Origin of the sequence: Moraxella sp. CTOTU46934, assembly GCF_031979465.1 — a bacterium.
GTDB lineage: Bacteria > Pseudomonadota > Gammaproteobacteria > Pseudomonadales > Moraxellaceae > Faucicola > Faucicola tetraodonis.
On record NZ_DALZEG010000001.1, the window covers coordinates 17,720 to 42,863 of the forward strand.

At 44.2% G+C, this 25,144-nt stretch carries 18 protein-coding genes and 1 tRNA gene; 7 read left to right on the forward strand and 12 right to left on the reverse strand.

The genetic code is table 11. From position 1 onward, the window contains the following. Positions 1-33 precede the first annotated feature (33 nt). Positions 34-717 carry a type 1 glutamine amidotransferase domain-containing protein gene (locus RTN07_RS00085; RefSeq protein WP_065253683.1) on the forward strand — a complete coding sequence of 228 codons (684 nt, stop codon included), beginning with the start codon at positions 34-36 and terminating at the stop codon, positions 715-717. Positions 718-720: 3 nt separating this feature from the next. Further along, positions 721-1,020: a DUF1330 domain-containing protein gene (locus RTN07_RS00090; RefSeq protein ID WP_065253684.1), complete on the forward strand. Its 300-nt coding sequence runs from the start codon at positions 721-723 to the stop codon at positions 1,018-1,020. Between the two features lie 238 nt (positions 1,021-1,258). Here RTN07_RS00090 and RTN07_RS00095 read toward each other — a convergent pair. After that, positions 1,259-1,335: transfer RNA gene (locus RTN07_RS00095), tRNA-Ile, on the reverse strand. Between the two features lie 150 nt (positions 1,336-1,485). Further along, positions 1,486-2,301: a phosphodiester glycosidase family protein gene (locus RTN07_RS00100; protein ID WP_312174622.1), complete on the reverse strand. Its 816-nt coding sequence runs from the start codon at positions 2,299-2,301 to the stop codon at positions 1,486-1,488. A gap of 301 nt (positions 2,302-2,602) precedes the next feature. On the opposite strand from RTN07_RS00100, the gene ndk reads away from it, so the two are divergent. The 5 genes from ndk (at position 2,603) to RTN07_RS00125 (ending at position 8,037) form a co-directional block, all read left to right on the forward strand. Next, a complete protein-coding gene (gene ndk / locus RTN07_RS00105; RefSeq protein ID WP_312174625.1) occupies positions 2,603-3,034 on the forward strand; it encodes a nucleoside-diphosphate kinase in 432 nt (143 codons plus the stop codon). A gap of 742 nt (positions 3,035-3,776) precedes the next feature. Continuing rightward, positions 3,777-4,277, forward strand: coding sequence for a 2-C-methyl-D-erythritol 2,4-cyclodiphosphate synthase (ispF, locus tag RTN07_RS00110; protein WP_312174627.1), 501 nt, complete (start codon positions 3,777-3,779; stop codon positions 4,275-4,277). A gap of 171 nt (positions 4,278-4,448) precedes the next feature. Further along, positions 4,449-4,787 carry a Grx4 family monothiol glutaredoxin gene (gene grxD, locus RTN07_RS00115; RefSeq protein WP_007116440.1) on the forward strand — a complete coding sequence of 113 codons (339 nt, stop codon included), beginning with the start codon at positions 4,449-4,451 and terminating at the stop codon, positions 4,785-4,787. A gap of 65 nt (positions 4,788-4,852) precedes the next feature. After that, on the forward strand, positions 4,853-6,910 hold the full coding sequence (gene dnaX, locus RTN07_RS00120; protein ID WP_312174629.1) for a DNA polymerase III subunit gamma/tau: 2,058 nt from the start codon (positions 4,853-4,855) through the stop codon (positions 6,908-6,910). A gap of 227 nt (positions 6,911-7,137) precedes the next feature. Next, complete coding sequence (locus RTN07_RS00125; protein WP_312174631.1) at positions 7,138-8,037, forward strand: LysR family transcriptional regulator; 900 nt, start codon at positions 7,138-7,140, stop codon at positions 8,035-8,037. Positions 8,038-8,140: 103 nt separating this feature from the next. Here the strand turns inward: RTN07_RS00125 and RTN07_RS00130 are convergent, their stop codons facing one another. The 10 genes from RTN07_RS00130 to RTN07_RS00175 form a co-directional block, all read right to left on the reverse strand. Beyond that, entirely contained in the window at positions 8,141-10,456 is a 2,316-nt protein-coding gene (locus RTN07_RS00130; protein WP_312174633.1) for a lipase family alpha/beta hydrolase, read from the reverse strand. A gap of 184 nt (positions 10,457-10,640) precedes the next feature. After that, positions 10,641-11,681, reverse strand: coding sequence for a tetratricopeptide repeat protein (locus RTN07_RS00135; RefSeq protein WP_312174635.1), 1,041 nt, complete (start codon positions 11,679-11,681; stop codon positions 10,641-10,643). A gap of 174 nt (positions 11,682-11,855) precedes the next feature. After that, positions 11,856-12,518: a 2-polyprenyl-3-methyl-6-methoxy-1,4-benzoquinone monooxygenase gene (gene coq7 / locus RTN07_RS00140; protein ID WP_312174638.1), complete on the reverse strand. Its 663-nt coding sequence runs from the start codon at positions 12,516-12,518 to the stop codon at positions 11,856-11,858. 175 nt (positions 12,519-12,693) lie between these two features. Next, complete coding sequence (gene phaC / locus RTN07_RS00145) at positions 12,694-14,832, reverse strand: class I poly(R)-hydroxyalkanoic acid synthase (RefSeq protein ID WP_312174641.1); 2,139 nt, start codon at positions 14,830-14,832, stop codon at positions 12,694-12,696. Between the two features lie 199 nt (positions 14,833-15,031). Then, positions 15,032-15,622, reverse strand: coding sequence for a phasin family protein (locus RTN07_RS00150; RefSeq protein WP_312174644.1), 591 nt, complete (start codon positions 15,620-15,622; stop codon positions 15,032-15,034). Between the two features lie 311 nt (positions 15,623-15,933). Beyond that, positions 15,934-17,163, reverse strand: coding sequence for an acetate/propionate family kinase (locus RTN07_RS00155; RefSeq protein WP_312174646.1), 1,230 nt, complete (start codon positions 17,161-17,163; stop codon positions 15,934-15,936). A gap of 20 nt (positions 17,164-17,183) precedes the next feature. Further along, complete coding sequence (locus RTN07_RS00160; RefSeq protein ID WP_239741569.1) at positions 17,184-18,098, reverse strand: bifunctional enoyl-CoA hydratase/phosphate acetyltransferase; 915 nt, start codon at positions 18,096-18,098, stop codon at positions 17,184-17,186. Between the two features lie 201 nt (positions 18,099-18,299). Then, positions 18,300-22,085, reverse strand: a complete 3,786-nt coding sequence (locus RTN07_RS00165) for an SbcC/MukB-like Walker B domain-containing protein (RefSeq protein ID WP_312174650.1) — start codon at positions 22,083-22,085, stop codon at positions 18,300-18,302. Next, positions 22,082-23,602 carry an exonuclease SbcCD subunit D C-terminal domain-containing protein gene (locus tag RTN07_RS00170; protein ID WP_312174652.1) on the reverse strand — a complete coding sequence of 507 codons (1,521 nt, stop codon included), beginning with the start codon at positions 23,600-23,602 and terminating at the stop codon, positions 22,082-22,084. The genes RTN07_RS00165 and RTN07_RS00170 overlap by 4 nt, the downstream gene beginning before the upstream one ends. A gap of 6 nt (positions 23,603-23,608) precedes the next feature. Further along, entirely contained in the window at positions 23,609-24,577 is a 969-nt protein-coding gene (locus RTN07_RS00175; protein WP_312174653.1) for a hydrogen peroxide-inducible genes activator, read from the reverse strand. Positions 24,578-25,144 lie beyond the last annotated feature (567 nt).

Sequence of the window (25,144 nt, forward strand, 5' to 3'; positions counted from 1 at the left end):
ACCCAAATTCTAAAAACTATCAGAGAAAATAACATGAAAATTTTACTTGTTCTGACCTCACATGACAAACTCGGCAATACTGGTAAGAAAACAGGTTTTTGGCTAGAAGAACTTGCGGCGCCGTATTACACCTTTATTGATGCGGGTGTTGAAGTTACCCTAGCATCACCTCAAGGGGGGCAGCCACCGCTAGACCCAAAAAGTAACTTAGCCGATGCACAAACTGAAACCACGCATCGCTTTGAAGCAGATCCCGTGGCAATGCAAGCGTTGGCACAGACCCATAAACTTAGCGAAATTTCTATCGCTGATTATGATGCCGTGTTTTACCCAGGCGGGCATGGTCCATTGTGGGATTTGGCAGAAGATCCGATTTCAATTGCTCTGATTGAACAAGCGATTGAGTCAGGAAAATCCGTTGCTACAGTTTGTCACGCCCCAGGTGTTCTTCGTCATGTAAAAACCAGTGATGGCAAGCCTTTGGTCAGCGGTAAATCCGTGACGGGTTTTACCAATACTGAAGAAGAAGCAGTAGGATTGACCGAAGTTGTACCGTTTTTAGTCGAAGATATGCTCAAAGAAAAAGGTGGTCATTATTCTAAAGCAGGTGACTGGCAAGTGTATGTCCAAGTAGATGGTTTACTAATTACTGGACAAAATCCTGCTTCTTCTGCTGCAACCGCCAGCGCACTTCTTGAATTGTTAAATAAGGAGTAGCCCATGTCTGCGTATGTGGTATTTACCCGTGAGCAAACTACAGACGCTGAGGAACTGGCGCAATATGCACAAAAAGCGCCGCTTGCTCGTGAAGGTCGTGAGCTAACACCCTTGGCTTTTTATGGTCAATTAGAAGTGCTTGAAGGCAATGAGATTGAAGGCGCTGTTATTTTACGCTTTCCTGATATGGCAGCCGCGCGAGACTGGTATCACAGTCCCATATATCAAGAAGCATTACAACATCGCCTAAAAGGGGCAAATTATCGTGCCTTTATCATTGAAGGTGCCGAAGAAACACTATAAAAAGCACCACTGTCAAATGCTAAACTACGAGTTAGTTGATGGGAATAATCGTTGGGGGATTCATTCAGACTATCAAAACCGAATAGCAGTCAAAAATAAGTAATAATCAAAAATAACTAACATCAGTACGGATTTAAAATAGTGATTCATATCGACGTAATCTGCTTGCTATTTAATCACTAAAATTTAAAAAATAAAAAACCACTGAGGTTTAATGTACCTAAGTGGTTGTTTTATATGGTGGGCCCACACAGACTTGAACTGTGGACCAAAGGATTATGAGTCCTCTGCTCTAACCAACTGAGCTATAGGCCCGAAAGGGTAGTGTCACAAATATTGCCAAGCAAATTTGTCAAAACTAGGCTGATTATAATACCTTAAAAAATTATTTTTGCAATGTGGAAATGGATAATTTTATGCAAAACGCTGATTAAATCAGCATAAAATTGTCTCACCGAATACGCATTATTTGTCTTGTGTCACCGCAATCATCACACCCATATATTTATTGTCATTGCGTGACAGCGTCTGACTATACAATGCCGAGGCACTACCGCCATCCAAAAACAACGCATTGTCACAGCCCAATTGCGATTTGAACAAATCGGCAAACTCATAAAAGCTGACAGGGGTATCGCTTATCACAAATTTGACGCGGCTAGGATTGCGACCACACACGCCAACACCATTGCGGTACTTTCTCGAGGTACTATTGGCATCAAATGCTGCATGGATGTTGCCATCGATGACTAGCATGGGTCCAGATTGGGTGGCGAAGGTCGGTTTTGCACCGCTTGCCAGTTTTTTTGCCATGCTTTGACTTTCAGTGATATAAAAACCTTGACTGTCTTGCCAAAATACCCCGTTGGGCATTAGGTGAAAGTTGCCGCCGCCCTGCTTGAGATTTAGGGCTCGGATTTGCTTGCCATTGATGACCGTGTACCCAATCGGCGCAAAGTTACCATCGTACATCCCTGCGTTCATCGCAAACAACAAGGTTTTGGCAGGTTGCTGGCTTGCCAAATAATCGCGAAGGGTAGTAAAGGTGAGTAATAATGGGTGGCTCGCGGACGAGGGATTTTGCCAATGTAGTGAAAAATTCGCCGCGTTTTTAGCATCAAGCTCGCAGATACTATAGTCGAACGGCTGGCTTTTTCGCTGACAATCTGGCATGGTTTTGACAGTAAACTGACGTGCCAAACCGATACTTGCCACCAATAATAGCGCCAAGCATAGGCTGACAACAACCGCTTGTGTTTTTGTGATATTTGAGAGCGTCATACCATTGAGAGAAAATTTAAGCTATTGGCTACTATATCATAGTTGCGTATCACAGAATATATCCGCCATTTATTACAAAAAACTTGTTCAACTTGATATTCTAGCAATTTCGACTTAACAGTGATGAATTAAACTAGTTTTTGCCCTCAATATCATTATAATAGGCAACTAAGAACAGCACCCCGCGTTTATTCAAATCTTCAAATCACGATTTGACAGAGCCATCGGGCAGGGTATGGGCTGTTTTTACAGTTTCTAGCACTTAAAATCATAATCCCCTTCAATTTTAAAGGAATTTAACATGGCCATTGAACGTACGTTATCAATTATCAAACCTGACGCAGTTGCAGGCAACCACATTGGCGAAATCTACAGTCGTTTTGAAAAAGCAGGCTTAAAAATTGTGGCAGCAAAAATGTTGCATTTAGACAACGAAAAGGCGGGCGGTTTCTACGCTGAGCACAAAGAGCGTCCGTTTTACAACGATTTAGTCTCTTTCATGACTTCAGGTCCAGTGGTAGTATCAGTACTTGAAGGCGAGAATGCAGTGGCTCACCACCGTGAAATCATGGGCGCTACCAACCCAAAAGACGCCACTGAAGGCACTATCCGTCGTGACTTTGCTAACAGCATTGATGAGAACGCGGTTCACGGTTCAGACTCAACCACATCTGCAGCCCGTGAAATCAGCTATTTTTTCAATGACAATGAAGTTTGCCCACGTACGCGTTAATCTTGACATAACAAAAAACGGCTTAAATTTTAAGCCGTTTTTTTATTGCCTATCACTCAGATGGTTTATCATTAAAAAGTAGCAATGCAACAACAAGGATGCAAAATTAATATTAATAGTTTTATTAAAGAAACTAAAGAAACTTAATTTAACAATTCATAACAAAGAGCACATAGAGCACCGGGGCAAATACGCTAAAATAAATTCATCACGACATAAATACAAGCTTTGTTGACTACGATATTACTAAGACAGAATCACTAAAACAAAAAATAAAATAAAAAACGATAAAAATAAAAAAGCCATAATTTGGCATTATGGCTAACATCAGTAAAACAAAGAAGAAGAAAGAAACAATAAAAATAAAAACAAGTAGTGCATTACCCACTCCCATCAAGTTCCCCACTTGATGGGTTTATTTTTATATTATATAACGTTATATAATAAAATACCATAGCAATTTACTAGGATTTATCAATTTTTTTTAAATAATATAGGCTAACTTGTTTAATAGCCGATTTTTATGCTATGTAGCGGTAGCGCCAGCAATGGGGTATTAAAAGTTGCTATTCACAAGTTGTTTTTCCCAATTTGCTATTCCTAAGTTACTAGTCTAAGCTGCCTAGCTACTTGTAAATCATGCTTTAACCGTTAAAATAGAGACCGATAAAATAGACACCATTAAACCAAACAGAATAGCCTACCAAAATCACGACAGTAAGATAAAAAAATAGGATTAACCATGATAAGAATCGGTCAGGGTATTGACGTCCATGCCTTTGTTAATGACGGCACAGAAAACCAATTTATAACATTAGGCGGGGTACAAATTCCTCATACCCACAGTTTGCTTGCGCATTCTGATGGCGATGTGGTGCTACATGCGTTGTGTGATGCGTTGCTTGGTGCATTGGCACTTGGCGATATTGGGCAGTTTTTCCCGGATACTGATGAGCGGTTTCGCAATATAGATTCGACCATTTTGCTGAACCAAGTGTACCAATTTATCCAATCAAAAGGCTTTGCGCTTATCAATGCCGACATCACCATCATGGCGGAGCGTCCAAAACTATTGCCTTATCGTACCAAGATTCAATCGCGTATTGCCGGTGTCATGGGCTGCGCGGTTGACCAAATCAGCGTCAAAGCCACTACGACTGAAAAGCTTGGGTTTACTGGTCGCCAAGAAGGGATTATGGTGAGCTGTGTGGTGCTGCTTGAACAAGTGACTTCATCAAATTAATGGAATTTGCGGGTGATTTTGCTGCTGACTTTTTTGGGGTGGGCATCTTGAATGCTTACTTTCGGCAGCCAAAATAGCGTATAATAGCAACCCTGCACTCATTATTAGTGAGTCAAATTCTAGCTGTGAAGATAGCGCTCTACTTTAAAGGGCCTGATAAAGGAATTTCATATGACTGATATGAACCAAACTGACATCGAACAAACCATCCGTGACCAAATCGCTCAACACAGCGTATTGCTTTATATGAAAGGCACGCCACAGTTCCCACAATGCGGTTTTTCTGCACGTGCGGTGGATGTATTAACCCAAATTGGTCGCCCATTTGCGTTTGTCAATATTCTTGAAAACCCAGAAATCCGTGCAACTTTGCCACAGATTGCTAACTGGCCAACTTTTCCACAATTATGGGTGGCAGGTGAGCTGATTGGCGGCAGCGATATCATCTATCAAATGTTCCAAGACGGTGAATTACAACCCCTAATTGAAGCCAATAGCCCAGCGGTTTAGTTTTACCACTAGCGGGTTAAGGTTATTTCTTTTTTTAACGTTTTTGTTGTCATGTATCCATAACCATGTATCAAGTCCTAGCACGCAAATATCGTCCAAAAAACTTCCATGAGCTGCTGGGACAAGAACATGTGTCCAAAGCATTAATCAATGCCATCCATAACCAGCGGTTGCATCATGCGTATCTATTTACGGGTACGCGCGGCGTCGGCAAAACTACCATTGCGCGTATTTTGGCAAAATGTCTCAACTGCGAAACAGGGGTGACAAGCGAGCCTTGTGGCGTATGTGGGGTATGCCAATCCATCGATAGTGGTCGCTTTATTGATTTGATTGAGATTGATGCGGCATCACGTACCAAAGTTGAAGATACCCGTGAATTACTCGACAACGTACCCTATGCCCCGACGCAAGGTCGCTACAAAGTCTATCTAATTGATGAAGTGCATATGCTATCGACGCATAGTTTTAATGCGCTACTCAAAACCCTCGAAGAGCCGCCAGCGCATGTGAAGTTTCTGCTTGCGACCACAGACCCACAAAAACTGCCCATTACCATCATCTCGCGTTGTCTGCAATTTGTACTCAGACCTTTGCCGCAAGTGGCGTTAGCTGAATATCTTGGCACGATTCTGAACAAAGAGCAAATTAGCTACGAGCCTGATGCCTTATGGCAGCTATCGAGCAGTGCCAAAGGCTCCGTGCGCGATGCATTGTCACTGACAGATCAAGCTATTGCGTTTGGCAATGGCAATGTCACAGATGAAGTGATTCGCCAGATGCTTGGCTTAATTGACCAAGCTGATGTCATCGCTATCCTTGCCAATATTTACCAGCAAAATACCCAGCAATTGACGCAGGCTATTCAGCTTCTGCGTGAGCAGGTGGTGGATGCCAAAGCCGTATTTGACAGGTTGGCTGAGACGCTGCATCAGTTGGCCATTTTGCAGGCCTTGCCAAATTTTGATTTGCAACTCAATCGCCAGCAAAGCGAGCAATTGCAACAACTGGCTCAGCAGTTACCCGCAGAGCTATTACAACTATATTATGACATTGTGGTAAAAAGCCGTGAAAACTTGGCATTAGCCAATACGCCGATGCAAGCGCTCGAGATGTGTTTACTCCGCTTGATGGCGTTCAAGCCACTGCATCGCAATCAAATCCCGCTTCGTCCGCCAATCGTTAGTAACCCTGACTCTCAAAGTCCTGATTTTCAAATTGTTGATACAACGCCTAGCGAAGCCATACAAGGTGCAAAATCTTCAGTGCTGGCTGAAGTTAGCGTACAAGTAACTTCGGAGCAGAGTGATAATAACTTATCGGATGACAATCTGCTCAAATCTGCGTCAAACGTCGATGATAGCATTGAAGAAAGCATTCAACAAAGCATTGAACAACAGGTATTTGATGATAGCCATTTAATATCTATCGATAAAGCCGCGTTCAATACCACCACACAGCAAACGCCACCCATAGAAGACGATGCCATTGCCAATCGCTTATCTGACTTGCAACCCAGTGCCAGTCATTATGAGATGACCGCACCGACTATGGTTACGGAAGATAGCGCATCGATAAAAAAAAATGAGCCAGCGTCAGTCGCCGTAGCTACCAATGTCAACGTTAATGTTGACAATTCCCACCACACTAGGGTGGCAGAGGGTAGTGATATAGCTGATATATCGCCACTGGCATTGCTCAAACCCACTCATGTACCACTTGAGGGCGAATGGACACCTGCCAAATGGGATTATTGGGTGTTTAATGCCCGTGAGCAAGGCTGGCTCGATGATGATGAATTAGTGCTTGCCAAACGCGGGGTTATGACAGGCGAGATTCATGGGGTTAGCCAATTTGTCACTGAACAAAGCTTTTTGACCCATACCGCAACTTTTGATAATTTTTGCCAAAAACTTCGACAGCGTTTTGAGGGTATTGATATTCGTTTGGCGGAGGGGGCAAGTAATTTTCAAGCGCTAGAGAAATTAACACCAGAAGCACTCCAAGAAGCCCGCGAAAAACTAGCATTACAACAAGCTACTCATCAGCTTGAACAACAAGCAGTTACCCAGGCACTGTTGCAGCAACACGCCTCGATTAGCTCTGTTAAGTTAATTCAATAAGTCAATTTAATTTATATAAATTCTAATTTTTACTTTTTTAACAGACGAATAATTGAACAAAACCAATATTTGTTAAAAAAATCAATAAAATACACTATTAAATAGTTGAAAAAATATTAATAATTTTAGTTAATAAATCCCGATGTCGTTTAATTTATCTTGCTAATAACGTATAATACATCAGATTTTAACAGTGACTTTGATTAAGTGATAAAATTGGGTGAAATATGCTTGATAATTTAAGAGGCATGGCGGTTTTTGCAAGTGTTGTACGTCATGCTTCATTTAGTGGTGCTGCAAAAGAACTGGGCATAACAACAAGTGCGGTTAGTCAACAAATCCGCTCGTTAGAAAACGATATGGGTGTGGTGTTATTGCATCGCTCAACTCGTAAGTTAAGCTTAACAGAAGCAGGCACTAGTTTCTATGAGAGTGCCAAAGATGTGGTTGCGGCAGCTGAACAAGGTCGTATCCGTGTCAATCAATTACGCGATGAGTTAGCAGGGAACTTACGCATTGCGACCACGCCAGAATTGGGTGTGAATCATATTTTACCGGCGCTGTCGACTTGGATTTCGGCGCATGATGATTTAACCATCCATTTTGAAGCGGACAATCAGTATGTTGACTTGATTGAAGAGCGTATCGATATCGCCCTTCGGATGTCACCAAGCCTTACTGACAGTAATTTATCGGCATTTCCTTTGACTGAGATACGTCAGCTGCTGGTGGCTTCACCGCATTTTTTACGTCAAAATGAAAAATTGACCGAGCCAAAAGATTTAGCCAAACTCAATATGATTGGCATTAGCCTTATCAAAGATCCCAATCAAGTTGATATGATCAATGTGGAAACAGGTAAAAAATCACGCGTGCGTATGCCAACGCGTATTCAAACCAACAACATTATGCTTGCCACGACCCTTGCTAAAGAAGGGCATGGCGTTGCCCGTATCATGTCACTAGATATCCAAAAAGAATTGGCAAATGGCGATTTGGTGGAAGTATTGCCAGGTTACCAATTACCAAGTTATATGCTGTATGCGGTAACACCCAGACATGAACAACAACCTGCGAAGGTGACGCGCTGTCTTGAAGTGTTGACCAAGTATTTTGCTAAAGTTTAGCGGTTGGATTGTCAGTAGTAACAATAATTAGTAGCAAAAAACAATTTAATAAAAAGCGAATAGTGAAGGCTATTCGCTTTTTTATTGATGCTGATAGTGGCTATCAAGGCTGTCTGTCAGGTGGCGCTTGGGTGACACCATAGCGAGTAAGTTGTTGATGTAGGATGCGACGTAACTCCAAAATCGCCTGCGGGCTGGTATGGACATTGTGACGACCGGTAAGCACTTTTTCAGATTCCACGCCTTCTAAATGCGAGCTGTTGTACGGCACAATACCATCAGAGACACGGTCGGTTGCGCCATATTTCACCGATTCTAAGAGTTGCTTTTTCTCATCTAGGCTTTGTTTGGCTTGCGCCAGACTCGTGGTGTTATACAGCTTGGTCTCTGTGGCGGGTTTCACGGTCGTGGTTGTATTGTCATTTTTCAAAGATGTTATGGATGCCGATACATCATCAGTAGTACTATTGGCTGCCTTAGCGGTAAGCTGATTGAGCGCATTGGACAAATCCTTATCATCAGTGGCGATGATGTTATTGACCGCAACATTGGGCGCGATGGTGACATCTGCCGTTAATTGGTTAAAGTAAGAGCGGCTGCTCAACTGGCTGGCGCCATTTTCCAAAAATAGCTGTGCCAGCGGATTGCTTGAAACCACGCCTTCAGTAAATAGCGAATTTAAATTGTCATACACGGTGCGGATAAATCCTGCCGGTAGTGAGATGATACGGCGCAAACTGCGAGTAAACCAGCGATCGGCATAATCGGTACCGCGAAATGGCGAAGAGATAAAAATCGCGCGATCGACTTGCGGCAGGGCTTGAAGTTTGAAGCGGTCACTGAGCGTTTTATTTTGCGCATGACGGACAAATGCGGCGTAGTCCGCTGAAAAATTATTCATCTGTGAGTAATTGGCAACCAGCGATTCGACTTTGGGCGTTAAGTCATCATTTGATACCAACAACCGCCCAATCACCCCACCCATACTATGACCAATCAGCACCGCATGTTGACTGGCAACGTCCTGCTGCTTAGGATCGACAATTTTAAAAGTGCGTTCAATCAAGTCATAAATTTGGTGGCGGTTTTCTAGCATCGGGATATTGGTTGGATAAAAAATCTGCCAAACTTGGAAGTTTTCGCGAAGTTTTGGGTCATTAAAAATGTCATTGGTCAGTCCAATCCAAGTTTCAGGACTCGATGCCAACCCATGCATCATGATAATCACGCGTTTATTAGGATTGTAAGGCTCAAGCATAAATAAATGCGGCTGGGTCTGCTGATACGGCGAGGAAAACATACTAAAATAACTGATATTGCCTAGGCGATTGTCCTGTGACCATAAGCCATAGGCTGCCGAAAAATTCGCCGATAGTGCAAAATCTTTGTTGAGTATAGAGACACTTTTAAACTGATAGGAATCATAAATATTGAGCGAAAAATCGGTGGTTTTTTGCAACTCATCAATGGTATTGCCTTTGGGCACCAACACCGCGGTCATAGGCAAATGCCCTGTTTGGTGAATACGCTCTTCTAGCGGGGTATTATTGGCATAGTGTTGCAACAAGTCAATAATCACCGCCGTATTGATGCGACTATTGAGCAGCGCCACATAATTGATACCAAAGCCATCGCGGCGACTGATGGTATTAAATTTTGATAAATCAATCTGGTAGCTTGAAATCAGCTTCATCGATGCTGACCTTTGGGTAAACGGCTGTCCATTGATATTGACACGCAGGTTGTTGCGAGTGATTTGATAATTTTCTGCCATTTTTTGATGATACAAGCGATCACCTAACGCATCGATGGCAGCGTAATACAAATCCTGAATTTGGGTATCGCGTTCTTTTGGCAGATAATACAATTGTGACGGTTGTTGATTGACGACGGTTGGATTGAGGATATCATACATCAAATAAATGTAAGAAAACCGAATCGACTGCAGCATATCGTCTTGAAAGGCCGTGGTACAAGAGATTTCATCGGGTCTGCGCGCTACAACGTCGGTCTTGCCAACCAAATTTTTGGCATAGTCTGTGGTCAAATCTTTTGGCGGATTGGTACAAGTTTTGGCTTGCTGGCGCTGCTGGGCAGAGGCGTAAAACAGCTCACTAATTGCGCCATAAATCCCTTTATCGGTATTAAGATCTGCTTGCTTGAGCGTCACTACACAGGCAGGCATATTTGCCAAGCATTTTTCTTCATCTAAGCCTGCCTGCACTAAACGGCTTTTGGTGTCATAACTCAAGCGGCTGCCCGATAACACGCTGATGCGCTGATCTATGATGGCTCTTGCAGTATCGCGGCTACCGATTTTGGTGGTGGCGCAGCCAGTAAGGGTGATGATAGTAACCAATGTCGTCGCTGTGATGAGAGACTTTTGGCAAAATCTAGTAGATTGGTTTGTTAGGGGCATGGTGATTTACTCGGCTAAAATAGAGCAAAAAAGGGTAGCACAAAAAAATGTAGCGCAAAAAATCTGCCTATCACTGAATGATAGGGTGAAAAAAATCACCATGCTAAAATTCAACTATGATGGTGAATTAGCATGGTGACTTAGCAGTGATATTAAACCACGGCTAGGGTATAAACGCAAAAAATTATTGAACGACTTTTGCAGGAATATCCCAAATATAGTATTTACCGCTATTGACGATGCGTAATTGCTCATCGATATACGGATTGTCTGGATTTTTGGCCTTAAATTCCGTTAACCGTTGAATGGCACGGTCTTTTTTGTCATCCAATAAATCCGCTTGTGCCAAACTTTGCGTAGCTTCTAGATAGCCCATTTTTTCGGCTTTTTCTAAGTATTTGGCACCTTCTTTAAAGCCGCCACCCTCAGCGAGCATTGCGCCATATAAAAAGTTGGCTTCTGCCGTGTCATTGAGCCTCACGGCACGGGCGATATAATTGCCTGCACGCACGGCATAATCAGAACCTAAATCCAGATTGCGACCCATCGCATTGAGTTTTGCTGCACGCAGTAGCACCTCATAAGAGGCATTTGGATTTTGTGCGTAGGTTTCAATCCATGCGGTCAATGACTTGAGTCGCTCAGTGGTATTGTAGCGCTCAGTACGGCTCGAAAAAACAGGGGGATAGTGGCGTGCCATTGGGCTAGCATAGGTAATAAAATCGTCTAACACGCTGACATCTAACTGTGTACTGTTATCCGTGGTTCGTGGAACCAAAACGGTTTTTATTGTTGAGATATTACTAAGCGTTAAAGTCGGCAGTGGGATATTGGCAAGGTTTTGCGCTGAAATATCCGTGCCTACCAATTGTACGCTGTTGGTAGATGGATAAATCACATTGGCAACCGTGGGGGCGGTCAAGACAGGTACTATCATTGAACCTGTATTTGAGGTGGCTGACGGGGGTGTCGTTTGCGGGGTAGTATCTTTCACGCTGTTGACTGTATCAGCCGATTTTTCGGTTGATTTGTTGGTAGTTTTGGCTTTGGTGACCGTGGTTTTTTTAGTGGCTGTTGTCTGGGTAGCGGGTTTTGCCGTGGTGGTTTTGGTGGTGGTGGTCTTGGTCGTTGTTTTTGCGGTTGCCGTTGCAGCCATCGCTACAGTGGCATTGGTTGCCATCAAAATAGCTAAGGTATAGGCTAGAGGTTTTACCATGTGAGTCATTGAAATTTCCTTAAAAAATTGGGTGGGATAAATTGCGTAAATCAATCAGCTTATCCCATAGCAACAATGTAAAGCAATAATGTAAAAATACTATCAAAAAAAAATAAAGTTATTGTTATATTTTTACGCGAAAGCAGCGCGCTTAAGCAAGGTTATAGCAATAAACATGCTCGGTTAAATATGATACGCCACTGTTTTCATGCAATTAGCCAAAAAACGCATCGTGGTTTTGATGGGTGGTGGCAATGGGCTGGCGCCTGACTCGACTGCTTTATCACGGTGATGTAATTCTTCTTTATCCATTTGGCTTAAAATCTCAGCGCTGCGTTTATCGTGTGCAGGCAGCTTGCCAAGATGGCTGTGCAAATGCTCGCTGACTTGGGTTTCCGTCTCTGCGACAAACCCCAAACTAAACTCATCAGAAATCAATCCCGCTACCGCACCCATGCCAAACGATAGCCCATACCAAAGCGGACTAAAGATACTGGGATGGCTACCCAATTCATTTAACCGCGTCTCACACCACACCAAGTGGTCAATCTCCTCTAGCGCAGATTGGTGCATGGCTTTTTTGACCGTTGCTTGTTTGGCGGTAAATGCTTGACCGTGATACAGTCCTTGCGCGCATACTTCGCCCGTGTGATTGATACGCATGAGACCTGCGACATGACGCGCTTCTTCCACGGATAGTTTTGGCACATCGGGGCTAGAGACAGGCAAAGGACGGGTGCTAAGATTGCTGTTTGGAATAAACGAGCGAATCGCCCGATCAAAGAAGACAATATTGCGGTCTAGCTTACTGAGTGATAGGTCATTTTGTACTGGTTCAATCGACATAGGCGCTCTATTCAAAGTGTTTCTAATCGCTATTATGCGCAGAATATGGCGTTCATTCTACTCAATATCACAACTTTTGACTAGCAAATCTATGTAGCTGATGGGCGATTTGACTATTTTATAAAAAGCCCGTGAGAGGCTAGGCAATCACGGGATGTTGTGTAATAACGAGATATTATACCGGTGGTAATTGTGAACGGTAAGCTTCTGCAAAGTTATGACCCGTTAAGGCTTCAGTCGCTTTGACCGTGACATAGCTACCTGGGGCATCGCCATAGGTTGGGATTTCTTTACCTTGGCTATTTTGACCGACAACACGGGCATTGAGTTCGTTGCCCTCAAACGGTTTGATCCAGTCATGCCATCTTGTCCACCATGTGTCTTTAACATAGGTGGCGTCTTTGTACCATTGGTCAGCGTCCGCAGTGTAGTTATCATTGGTGTAATAGCCATATTTACTACCTGGGGGGTTCATGATACCCGCAATATGACCTGATTCCCCCAACACAAATACTTTTTCACCGCCAAATACTTGCGTGCCTGGGTAACAGCTTTTCCATTTTGCGATATGGTCTTGCAAGGTTGCGACCATAAACACAGGGGTTTTAACTTTTGATAAGTCAATTTTCACGCCGTCAATTTCAACCCCACCCGGTTTACGCAGCAAGTTGTTAATATAGAACTCACGCAGTAGAAAATGATGCAGGGCAGCGGTCACGTTGGTACAGTCTGAGTTCCAGTATAACAAGTCAAAAGGTACAGGGCGCTCGCCTTTTAGGTAGTTTTGTACGTAGTAGTTCCAGTATAGGCTGTTCTCACGGAGTAGGCTAAATGACACGCCCATCATTCGCCCATCAAACACGCCTTTGTCGGCGTTCTGCTTGTCAATCGCCGCAACGATTTTGTCATCGATAAAGACGCCGATATCACCTGGATCTGAGAAGTCAATAATGGTGGCCCAAAGTGTCGCACTGGCAATGCGGCTTTCTTGCTTGGTCGCGGCAAGGTAGCCTAGTGTCAATGCGGTCAACATACCCCCAATACAGTAACCTGTGATATTGATGGTTTTTTCACCCGTGATGGCTTCAATTTGGTCCATCGCTGCAAGCACACCGTCTTTCATGTAAGTGCTCATGCCAACATTTTTGTACTCTGGGGTCGGGTTGGCCCAAGAGATGACATAAACCGTATGACCTTCATTGACTGCCCAATGTACAAACGAGTTGTTCTCACGTAAGTCCATGATGTAGAATTTGTTGATCCAAGGTGGCACCATCAACAACGGACGTTGTTTTACTTTTTCGGTTGAAGGGTCATACTGGATGAGCTGCATCATGTGGTTTTCAAATACCACTTTTCCTTTTGAGGTGGCGATGTTGTCACCCACTCGGAACGCGCTCTGGTCAGTCATACGGATATTGAGTGTATCAGCGCTGTTACCCATGTCCTCAGCCAACTGCTTCATACCTTGAACCAAATTTTGACCCCGACTTTCGATGGTCAAACGGAGTACTTCTGGGTTGGTCATTAAGAAGTTGGTTGGGGCCACCGCATTGATCCATTGGCGGGTAAAAAAAGCCAAACGTTGACGGGTTTTTTCATCAATACCTTCAACGCCATCAATCGCATCCATCATCGCTTGGGTGGTTAATAAATAATACTGTTTTAGGAAGTTAAAAATAGGATTGTCCTCCCATTCTTCATCACTAAACCGTTTGTCGCCTTTTTCCGGGCTTGCCACTGGGTCGATTTTCTTACCGGCAAATTGTTGCAGTGTGTTTTGCCACAAGTGCATTTGGTCTTTGAACAACTGCAATTGGTCTTCAACCATCGTGCCTGGGTGATTGGTCACCATTTGACCCATTTTACGCCAGCCATCCATTAAGTCCATCATGATGGAGGTATTGGTGTACTGCGGCGCTTGGTTGGCACGCATCGATTGCTGTGCAATTTGTTGGCTCAGTTTGGTCATATTGCCAAAAAATTCGCTATAGAATTCACCAACCGCAGGATTGTAAGGCGGAATACTAGAGGTCATGTGAGCAAATGGATTGGTTTTACTCAAAAAATCCAGCGGATTTTGCGGCAGATTAAAGGCGTTGGTTCCAAAGTTGTTAAAAGGATTGCTACCAAAACCAAATGCATTATTGCCAAAGGGAAAATTCGCAAATGGCGTGTAGCCAAAAGCATTGGTATTGTTATTCTCTGCGCCTTGGGTGTTGGAAGTATTGCTATTTGAAGCGCTATTTGAAGCATTGTCGCTTGAGGAATGGGCGTTCGCTCCTTGATATTGGGTGTCTTTATTGTCTGCCATGATAAATCCCGTTATTATAATGTGCTTGATAAAAATTCGCTGTAAATATGCACGCTTACTTAAAAATATGGTGAATTAGGCATCTGTCTAATCCACCACTTTTATAGATTCATAAGCCGCTATTCGTCTATTAGGTAAAACATAAATAGCTGTTTATAAATGATACAGTCTTAAGAACGTCTACGATGCACCAAACTAATTATTTTGTTGCAGGGGTTGTTTTTGCTGCAGGTTTTGTTGCTTCGCTCTCTTGTGCTACATCATTAGTATTTCGGGTAGCCCCAGCTGTCACGCTAGAAGCAGCTTTATTTATGTTTTGGGTGGTTTGCTTAACCGCTTCTGACATTTGGTTTGCCGCTTTGTGCATGTTTTCGTTTGCTTTGCGATTAAAGTCTTCTGCCGTTTTTGATGCGTTGCTAGCGGCGCTTTGCATGGCATCTTGCATGCTTGATGCATTTTGGCTATAGATTTCGTTCATCGCTGACATGACTTCATTACGGATTTCGTTGCCAAGCTCAGTCAAACGTTGTGCATCTGACAACATTTTTTGACCCAATTGATTGAGCAGCTCAGTTTGTTTTTGGTTAAAGCTTGAAGCCGCTTCTGGAGAGTCAACAGAAGAAACATTGCGAAGTTGCTCAAGACCCATCTCTGAGTAATGACGCATTGTTTCTAGAGAAAAGTCAGTCATTTTTTCCGCATTTCGTAACATCGCTTGGTTGAAGCGCGACCATGGTGCGTACATTTGACGTGAACCATCTTTCATTTTATCCATAAAATCGTTGTTCATAATTGACCTCATTAGGCTACCAGAAAAAACAAGAAGGGTATTGAAGAATACCAAGTTGCGATACATTTTCTAATCAAAAATATCACTAAAATGAATGTGATAAGATTTAAGCATAGTCTATTTGCTTGATATTACAATATCATGAAAAATGGCTAAATTAAACCTTGCAAGGGGCTTAAGAGTAAGAAACAATCGCTATTTATGTTAATATTTGTAATAGTATAATCAACTAGACAGTAAGAGGCTGTAACCGATAAAAATCGGTTATATCTTACCATTCATCCTAAAAAAAGTTGACAGGTTTGTCACTCTTAATTATCGGTTTCTATCGTGATTGCATGCTCAAGTGATAAAGCTAATTCAAGTTGCTCATCGGTCAATACGACATAAATTTGTTTGTCATCGTCTGAGTTGATTCGTAAAATCGGAACGTCAATACGGCCATCGATATTTTTATCCGCAGCCAAACTAAAACCTAAAAAATCGAGTTGTTCGACAATCATCTGACGGATAATCGCCGACTGCTCGCCTATCCCTGCGGTAAAGATAAGCGCATCACAGCCTTTCATACTAACCATCAGGCTTGCGATTTCTTTGGCGGCATGCGTGGCAAAATACGCCAATGCAAATTTGGCGCGTGGGTCATCGCTAGCGAGCAAATCACGCACGTCATTGCTAATTTCAGATAAACCAAGCAAACCCGACTCTTTATATAGGCATTGGTTCATTTGCTCGAGCGTCCAACCTTGCTCGACCATATATAAAATCACCCCAGCATCCAAATGACCCGGACGGGTACCCATTGGTACGCCATCTAATCCACTAAAGCCAAAGGTACTGTCTTTTGACTTGCCGTTTTCGACCGCGGTGATACTACAGCCACTACCCAAATGCGCGATAATTAAGCGTTTTTTGGCAATCTTTGGGAGATAGGTTTCAAGTTTACGCATAATCGCCTGATACGATAAACCATGAAAGCCATAACAGCGCACTCCCTGATCGCGCAGCGATTTTGGCAGCGCATAGCTAGACCAAATCTCTGGGCGATGGTAGTGAAAGGCGGTATCAAAGGCAGCGATGTGCACCAGGTTTTTATCCATGGCTTGCAGCGCGTTGACCACAGATAGGGCAGGAGGCTGATGTAGCGGACATATTGGTGATAACTCCACCAAATGCGCCATCACTGTCTCGTTAATCACCACAGGAACATGATAGCGTTTGCCACCATGAACCACTCGGTGGATACAGACAATGTCACGCGCAGGAAAGGTCTGTTTGACACGAGTAAACAAGCTTACCGCGGTGTCTGTCAGGCTATCTTGGGGTTCCCAGTCAGCCAAAGATGGTGGCATGGCGTGCCAGACTTTGTTTTTGGTTTTTAGATTGATATTCACATCAAACAAGGGTGACCACGCAAGGGGGGATGAGTCGACTGCCTTAGCTGTGTCATACGCCGCCATTTTGATAGTCGCTGAACCTACGTTAAAAGTCACCACAATCGGGTGAGTCGAGTCAGTATGCCTCATGACAGAATCGTTCATGCTAGTCACCTTAATTCACATCAAGCTTGTTTACGCTTTTGCGCAACGTAGGCACCAAGGGCAATAGAATAAAGGCGGTCGAGTTCGTCATCCGAGCGGCTGGTCAACACAATCGGCACTTTTGAACCCATAACAATGCCCGCGGCTTTGGCTTCGCCCAAATAAATTAACTGTTTACCTAGCATATTGCCCGCTTCTAAGTCAGGTACCAGTAAAATATCGACATCGCCCGTGACAGGTGAGTGGATATGTTTGATATCCGCAGACTGTTGGCTAATCGCATTGTCAAACGCTAGGGGTCCATCAAGCAAGGCGCCGGTGATTTGACCCCGGTCTGCCATTTTGCATAACGCCGCAGCATCGATGGTCGATTGCATTTGCGGTTTGACTTCTTCAACCGCTGCCAAGATGGCTACTTTAGGCTGCTCAATGTCCAGCGCGTGCGCAAAATCAATCGCATTTTGCAAAATGTCTTTTTTGGTGAGCAAATCTGGCACCACGTTGAGTGCACAATCGGTCAAGGTCAAAAGTTTGTGGTACGTGGGACTTTCCATTAACCACACGTGGCTCATACGGCGCTCGGTGCGTAGATTTTGGGTTTTATCGACCAGAACACCCATTAACTCATCGGTATGCACTGAGCCTTTGATGATAAAGTCGGCTTGCTGTTCACGAACCATTTTTGCGGCGATTTCAACCGCGTCATGGCTATGCTCAGCATCCACTAACGTAAAGCCTGAAATATCTAAATTGGCGTCAGTAGCGGCTTTTTCGATTTTATGTTTTGGACCGACCAAAATCGGGGTGATGATGTGGTGCTGATGTGCTTGGATACAAGATTGCAAGATGATATCGGTAGTAGGGTGCACCACCACGGCAGGGACAGGGGAGACAAAGCGCCCTTGTGCTAAAAGCTGCGAAAGTTTGGTTAACATCGTGTTGCCCTTATGAGTTGACATAAATAACATTAAGCACTTAGGTTTTGATTAAGCGAGCGGTATAGATTGACATAAAACAGTATGAACCAATGACATGACAGCAAGATGAATCGGTTGTTACGGTGTGTTTGCCGCGCCGCTTAACTTATTAGCTTAGCTTATCTTAACTTAATTTGGCTTAACCAAAGCTAGCCTGAGTCAACTAATCTTGGTAATACCGGCACCGATAATTTTACTGATGCCCCCTGTTTGCGGCACTACTTGGATTTGACTGCTGATTCTATCTTTCAGCGCCTGAATATGGGAAATCACCCCAATTAGCTTGCCCGATTGCTGTAGGTTGGTTAGGGTGTCGAGCGCTACATCGAGTGCTTCTTCATCCAGCGTACCAAAGCCTTCATCCAAAAACAGCGAATCTACTTGCATGCGGTGACTGGCCATATTTGACAGTCCCAATGCAAGCGACAAGCTGATAATAAAACTCTCACCGCCTGATAGATTTTTACTGGTACGGATTTGCCCGCCTTGGTAATTGTCCATCACATTGAGCATCAAGGGCTGCTCGCTATCAGCTATCAGTAAATAACGGTCGCTCATTTTTTTGAGCTGTTCATTGGCATGGGCAACCATGATATTAAAGGTCAAGCCTTGGGCAAAGTTACGAAATTTTTTGCCATCGCTTGAACCAATCAACTGATGCAATACTTTCCATTCTTCAGTATGGTTGCGCTGTTGGTTGATGGCATCTAATAGCTGCTGCTGGTTTTGCTTAAGGGCTTCATTGGCTGCTAGCTGCTGTTCAACGGCGCCCAATTGTTTTTGCTGCTCGCTAAATTGCTGTTGCAATTGCCCAAGCGCATCGAGCAATTGCTCAACTGATAGCGCAGTTTGGGGATGATCAAGTAACTGCTGCTGTATGCGTTTGGCTTCAGACAGTAGGTTATGATTGCGCTGCTGGCTGTCATGGAGTTGATTGGCAAGCTGTTGTAAGCGTTCCCGCTCGGTATCGACCAACACCGCAGCGCGATAATCCGCCTCATCCACAAAACCCAATGTCGCAAAACGCTGCTGGATGTCGTCTTGTAGCGTTTGCTGGGCAGTTTTTAGATGGTTAGTGCTAGTGGTCAAAGATGCGATTTGTTGTTGCAAAATTTGCAGCTGACTTAGCTGCTCATGAAAGGCGGTTTGGCTGATTTGATAGTCCTGCAAAGCCTGATTTTTTGCTTGGATTAACGCGTGAGAAACGATGTCTACCGCTTGTTCGCCAAACAAGGCGTATCGCTGCGCCTGTAGCTCGCTAATCTCCTGCGCCAACGCTTGCTGTCGCTGACGGACTTGGTGTTGATTTTGGGTTAGATGTTGCTGGTCTGCCACCAATCGGGTGAGCGCTTGCTCAATCCCTGTGATGGTGTCATTGATATGGCTAAGCTTAGTTTCTACTCCTTGATAGCGCTGCAAAAGTTGCGCAAGGGTATCGATATGCTGATTTAATTGGGCATTCACATCCTGTGTGGTAGCAAAACTAAAAGTGCGCTCGCGCGTTGCAAACGGCATCAGCAACTTGTCGATGCGCTGCATTATTTGATGTTGTTTATCGGCGATAACCAATTGCTGGGCATCAATATCGCGGATTCTGTCTTGGCGATGTTGCTGCTGATTTTGTAGCACGGTTTGTTGCTGCAAAACCTCATGGTATTGCTCGCTCAGTTTTGCTAATCGCTGCTGGGTTTGCTGCTGCTCGGCTTGTACAGCTTCGATTTGCGTCAGTGAATCTTGCAGCGCTGCCAAAGATTGATGATTGTTGGTTTGTTGAGCCTTGATTATCGTCGCCAATGTTTGAAGGGCTTGGCGGTCTATATCGTCATCGGTGCTGGGGGCTGCAAAGGGCGGCAACGCTTCAATTACCTGTTGTACAGGCTGAGCGTGTATAAGGTGTTGGCTGGCAAGCTGTAATTGATTTAATAAGCGTTGATTGTGTGCCTCTAAGTGCTGCAAATGCTCATTGCGCTGTTGCTGGTTATTTGTGAGTGCATGTTCTTTAAGCAATAACTGCTGTAATTGGTGATTGATGTCATCAAGCCGTTGTTTGGCAATCGCTAATTGTTGCTCGGTATCATCAGGTGTGTAGGGCTGATGGGTGGCGAAAGGATGCGCGGTTGATCCACACAGCGGGCAAGGTTCGCCGTGGCGTAATTTATCGCGCTCCTCGGTCAAATCTTGAATTTTTGCCAATAAAATCAAGTTGCGATTTAATAATTCGGCAGTCTGCTCGGCGGCTTGTTGCTGCTGCTCGCTAGTTAGTCGTTGACTAGCAATCTGAGCCAATTGGGTTTGACCATCGGCTAACTGCTGCACAAATTGCTGATAGTGTTGTAGGTTGGTTTGCCAAGTCTGCACATCGCTTTGCATGGTGATAAGCTGCTGGTGGGTTTGCCAATAAGCTTCAACCTGCTGTCGCAATGCTGCCACTGATTGCCCTTGTGTCAGATGATATAATTGACTGGTTTGGCTCTCTAATTTTTGTCGATGCTGAAAAATTTGTGATTGCAACTGCGTGAGCTGAGATTGCAGCGCGCTGGCTTGCTGCTCATTGTGCTGAAAATCACCTTGTAGCTGCTGCTGCTGGCTGGTGAATGCCTGCGCTTGTTGGCTGAGTGCTTGGCTAGTTTCTTGTAGCTGGGTGAGTGAGGCCAATGTTTGAGGCAAGGTTGTTGCATGGGGGATTTGCTGCCGCGCTTGAATAAGCTGTTCACGCTGTGTTTGCTGGCTAACAAGCTGCTGCTGCTGACTGTCAATGCTTTGGGCATTATGCGCCAATTGCTCACCAAGCTGTGACAACTGCTGTGCAATCTCTTGAGCGTACTGATTTTTTTGCCCAAGGGTAGTGTCAAGCTTGCGCACTTGGTTTAATAACGGTTGGGCTTGTTGCCAGTCGGTTTCGGTTTGCTGGGCTTGTGCTTGACGCTCATCTTGGTTTTTTTGAGCAAGTTGGTAATTGCGTTCGGCCGTGGGTAGCTGGTGTTGATAACTGGCAAAATCACTCAGCTGTGCACTCAATAAATCACGCTGATAATCCAGTTTTTTAATATCACCCGACACTTCAAGGGCTTTTAGTGCGCGCTGTAGTCGGGTTTTTTGTGGGGCAAATTGGCTTTCTTGCTCGGCAAGGTCGCGTGCTTCATGCTCAAGTTGGTGGATTTGGTGCGTGTATGCGTCAAGGTTTTGTCGCCATAGCTTATCAGACTCGATTTTAGTCAAGGCGGTTTGGGTTTCATTGACGATGTCAATTAGGGCGTTTTTTTGTGAGGTTAGGCTTTGTACTTCTTCATCAGATAACACCGTCATGCCTGATAAGCGATCGGTAAGCGTCTTAAGTTCAGCATCTGATTGGGTTTTAAACTCGTGTACTTTTTTTGAGATATCGCCATAGATTTCAGTGCCGGTGATTTCTTCGAGCAGGTTGGAGCGCTCGTCGCTATTGGCTTGCAAAAAAGCGGCAAAACTGCCTTGCGCCAGTAGCATGGCACGGGTAAAACGGTCAAAATCCATGCCGGTGAATTCAGCGACCAGTTTTCTAGTTTTTCTGGTTTGGGTTTCAAGCGGTGGTAAATCTGCAGTATCATCGGTAAAAGGGGCGATTTCGTGCGTCGGCGATTGCAAGTTGCCTTCGGGGTTTTTTCTGGCGCGCTTTTGTAGCCAGGTACAGCGATAGCTGCCACTTTTGGTGGCAAAAATTACTTCGCTTAGACATTCGCCGGTATGGCGTGACATGAGATCATTTTTGCTTTGGGTAATCTCGCCCAAGCGTGGCGTCGCACCGTATAAGGCAAGACAAATGGCATCTAAAATGGTGCTTTTGCCCGCACCTGTCGAGCCTGTGATGGCAAAAATACCTTCATCGGCATAGGCGGCATGGCGAAAGTCAATTTCCCATTCGCCTTGCAATGAATTAAGGTTTTGAAAGCGAAGCTTTAAGATTCTCATTGCTGCCCCCCTTGCAAGCTTTCAAGCACTTCAGTATATCTTGACCATAGCATGGGTTTTTGCTCTTCTAGCACTTGATGGGCAATTAGGCAGCGTTCAAATACTTGTGTCGGGTTTAATTCTTCAAGCGACTCATCCATGCGCTGGCTTTGCATCACCTGATCGCGTTTTTGCTGATTTTTGATGCGTAGTACTTCAAGCCTAGAGTCGTTAACCAGTTCTGCAATTTTTTCTGATAAATCACCCACGACTTCTTGCCCGTCATACACCACTTCAAGCCAAACCGATTGTTGGGCTTTTTTTAGGCTGTGTAAGCTAGTTTTGATGGTTTGCCAATCGCCTTTGAGCGTTTGTATGGGTTGGAACACAGGAACAGGCAGCGATTGCAGGAGGGTAGTATCGCTAAGCTTGGCTACATTGTAAGGTTGCCCAATAATTTGCCTACTGAGATGTTCACCGGGTTTATCATACGCTTCATAGTTCGCTTGTACATCAGCCTCTGCGTTAATCCCATCCTCTGCATTTATCGCGCCAAGCATTGCTGATTCAGGCAACGCTTCATCCGCAAATAAATCCATCGACGTATGGCTCACACTTTTGCGTTTTTTGACAGGGGTTGGCGCAGAGACAAGCGGTTTTTTTTGAATGGTTAAAGTCTGTAATGGCTGAGACAGTAGGTCAGGCTTGGCATCAAATCGCAGCAAATGCACTTGTTTTTGCTGGCGACTTTCACCAAAACCCATGGCAATGGGTGAGCCAGCGTAACGGATGTGTGGTTGTCCGCCAACCGCTTGCGGGATATGCAAATGTCCAAGCGCCACATAGTCAATCTGGGGGTGAAAAATCTCTGCACCGATACTACCGAGTGAGCCGACATACAAATCACGTACCCCATCGCCTTCCATCGTTTGCCCGCCCACAGTAAATAAATGCCCCGTTGCCACAATCGGAATGGTACGCTTATATTTGGCTTTGAGCTGCGCTTGTTGCGCAATCGCAATATCGGCAATCTGTCCATAATGGGCTTTGATGCCTTGGGCAAGTTTGCGTTCTTTATCATCCAATCGTTCGCCATGCCCGACGGTTCGCACATCACGGTCACGCAAGTAGGGCACTGCCATGACAATAAGTTCAGGTTGCCCTGCTTTATCTGATAACGTAATCACTTCATCAGTCGGCGTATCTGTCATACTACCGATGATATGGATGTTAAAGGCTTTGAGTAGCTGTTTGGGTGCCTCCAAAAAACTGGCTGAATCATGGTTGCCCGCTACGATAATCACATGGCGGCACTCGGTATGGCAAACTTGACTTAAAAAATCATAGTATAAATTTTGCGCTTGATTGCTGGGCGCAGTGGTATCAAAAATATCCCCGGCAATCAGTAGCACATCGACTTTTTGCTCACGCAGCGTCTGTAGCTGCCAGTCTAAAAACTGCTTAAATTCATCGTAGCGTGGCTTACCATAAAGCCTACGCCCCAAATGCCAATCTGATGTATGTAATAAAGTGAGCATAAAAAATTATGCCTCTGTGGCGGGCTTCGCTGAAGTCATGGACTCAGAATCTGCGATGGCTAGCGAAGCAGACGCCGATTCGCTATCGTGTAACCCTTGGGCAAACAAGCGACCCAATAGATTCACATCATCGACCCGCGCATAGTTGAGACGGGTGACAAACGCCAAGCGGCGATGCGGACCGGCTTCATTGAGCGGCACTAACGACACATTGTCAGTTTGCTGGCGCACTTGCCCAGCTGCCATTTGCGGCACTAGCGTGGTGCCCATACCGCTGATAGCCATTTGAATCAACGTATGCAGGCTTGCTTCACTAAAGGCGTGTTTGACGCGGCTTTTATCCAGATGACATACCGATAGCGCATGATCGGTCAAACAATGTCCTTCGCCTAGCAGCATCAAGTTACTGTTGGCTAACTCATCGGCATTGATGCTAGGTAAGTTGGCATGTTTACTTTCTTTAGCAAATACCGCCAAAAACGTCTCTGACCAAAACTCAAATGATAACATGCCGTCAGTATTATAAGGCAGCGCAATAATGGCGGTATCAATCGCGCCATAACGGACTTTTTCAAGCAATCGCTCGGTTTGTTCTTCTACCACATTGAGCTGAAACTGTGGGAATTGTTGGCGCAGTAGCGGCAATACCTTGGGCAGCAAAAACGGCGCAATGGTTGGGATGATACCAATCGTCATCGGATAGGCGAGTGGGGTTTGGTGCGTCTGGGCGCGAGTCACCAAATCATTGACTTCGGCAAATATCCGCGTGGCTCGCTCAAGAATTTCCTCCCCAATCGGGGTGATTAGCACTTGTTTGTTGTTACGCTCAAAAATTTGGGTATCAAGCTGCTTTTCCAGCTCTGCAATCCCTAAGCTTAAAGCAGATTGTGAGATATTACACTCTTCTGCTGCCCGTTTAAAATGCTTGTATTTGGCAACTGCCAATGCAAATTCTAATTGTCGTAATGTAATCATGGTTTGAATTTTAACCTTTAAAATAGCGTAAAATTTTCGCTAACGCGTTTTAGTTAAAAATAAATAAAAAGATAAAAGGGTAAAAAAACTGACGGCTACCCTAGCAAACAACACGCAAAAGATGCATGCTAAAAACTTCAATGAACCGAATCATTTCAAATTTAGTTTACCATTTTTGTGTGCTTTTACGAGTGGAATCTTTTTTAATCTATCATTAATTTGGTCTTGACAGTAAACTCATTATCGAGCCTTTCAAAATAATTACAAGATAGCCTAAAGATTGAAACTATAAGGCAAAACTATCAAGGTTAATTTAAAAAATTAATCAATAAATTAAAAACTTTAAACTAGACTGAATCTTAAATTGTACTAAGATAGACCCATCGATAACAACGTTTGATGGGTAAAAAATAACAACCGACTATAGCCTAAAAAGCTAGAAGCCTAAAAAGCTAGGTTGCCAATGACATCAAATTTGTGTTATCAATATAGCACTCACTGATTTGGCTTTGTCAAATGGTGATGTTGCTAAATTTTTAACCACAACAATAGCTTATATAAGGAAAA

Coding starts and splice junctions, on each gene's coding strand:
- RTN07_RS00085 (WP_065253683.1), top strand. CDS start 34: ATGAAAATTTTACTTGTTCTGACCTCACATGACAAACTCGGCAATACT.
- RTN07_RS00090 (WP_065253684.1), top strand. CDS start 721: ATGTCTGCGTATGTGGTATTTACCCGTGAGCAAACTACAGACGCTGAG.
- RTN07_RS00100 (WP_312174622.1), bottom strand. CDS start 2,301: ATGACGCTCTCAAATATCACAAAAACACAAGCGGTTGTTGTCAGCCTA.
- ndk (WP_312174625.1), top strand. CDS start 2,603: ATGGCCATTGAACGTACGTTATCAATTATCAAACCTGACGCAGTTGCA.
- ispF (WP_312174627.1), top strand. CDS start 3,777: ATGATAAGAATCGGTCAGGGTATTGACGTCCATGCCTTTGTTAATGAC.
- grxD (WP_007116440.1), top strand. CDS start 4,449: ATGACTGATATGAACCAAACTGACATCGAACAAACCATCCGTGACCAA.
- dnaX (WP_312174629.1), top strand. CDS start 4,853: ATGTATCAAGTCCTAGCACGCAAATATCGTCCAAAAAACTTCCATGAG.
- RTN07_RS00125 (WP_312174631.1), top strand. CDS start 7,138: ATGCTTGATAATTTAAGAGGCATGGCGGTTTTTGCAAGTGTTGTACGT.
- RTN07_RS00130 (WP_312174633.1), bottom strand. CDS start 10,456: ATGCCCCTAACAAACCAATCTACTAGATTTTGCCAAAAGTCTCTCATC.
- RTN07_RS00135 (WP_312174635.1), bottom strand. CDS start 11,681: ATGACTCACATGGTAAAACCTCTAGCCTATACCTTAGCTATTTTGATG.
- coq7 (WP_312174638.1), bottom strand. CDS start 12,518: ATGTCGATTGAACCAGTACAAAATGACCTATCACTCAGTAAGCTAGAC.
- phaC (WP_312174641.1), bottom strand. CDS start 14,832: ATGGCAGACAATAAAGACACCCAATATCAAGGAGCGAACGCCCATTCC.
- RTN07_RS00150 (WP_312174644.1), bottom strand. CDS start 15,622: ATGAACAACGATTTTATGGATAAAATGAAAGATGGTTCACGTCAAATG.
- RTN07_RS00155 (WP_312174646.1), bottom strand. CDS start 17,163: ATGAACGATTCTGTCATGAGGCATACTGACTCGACTCACCCGATTGTG.
- RTN07_RS00160 (WP_239741569.1), bottom strand. CDS start 18,098: ATGTTAACCAAACTTTCGCAGCTTTTAGCACAAGGGCGCTTTGTCTCC.
- RTN07_RS00165 (WP_312174650.1), bottom strand. CDS start 22,085: ATGAGAATCTTAAAGCTTCGCTTTCAAAACCTTAATTCATTGCAAGGC.
- RTN07_RS00170 (WP_312174652.1), bottom strand. CDS start 23,602: ATGCTCACTTTATTACATACATCAGATTGGCATTTGGGGCGTAGGCTT.
- RTN07_RS00175 (WP_312174653.1), bottom strand. CDS start 24,577: ATGATTACATTACGACAATTAGAATTTGCATTGGCAGTTGCCAAATAC.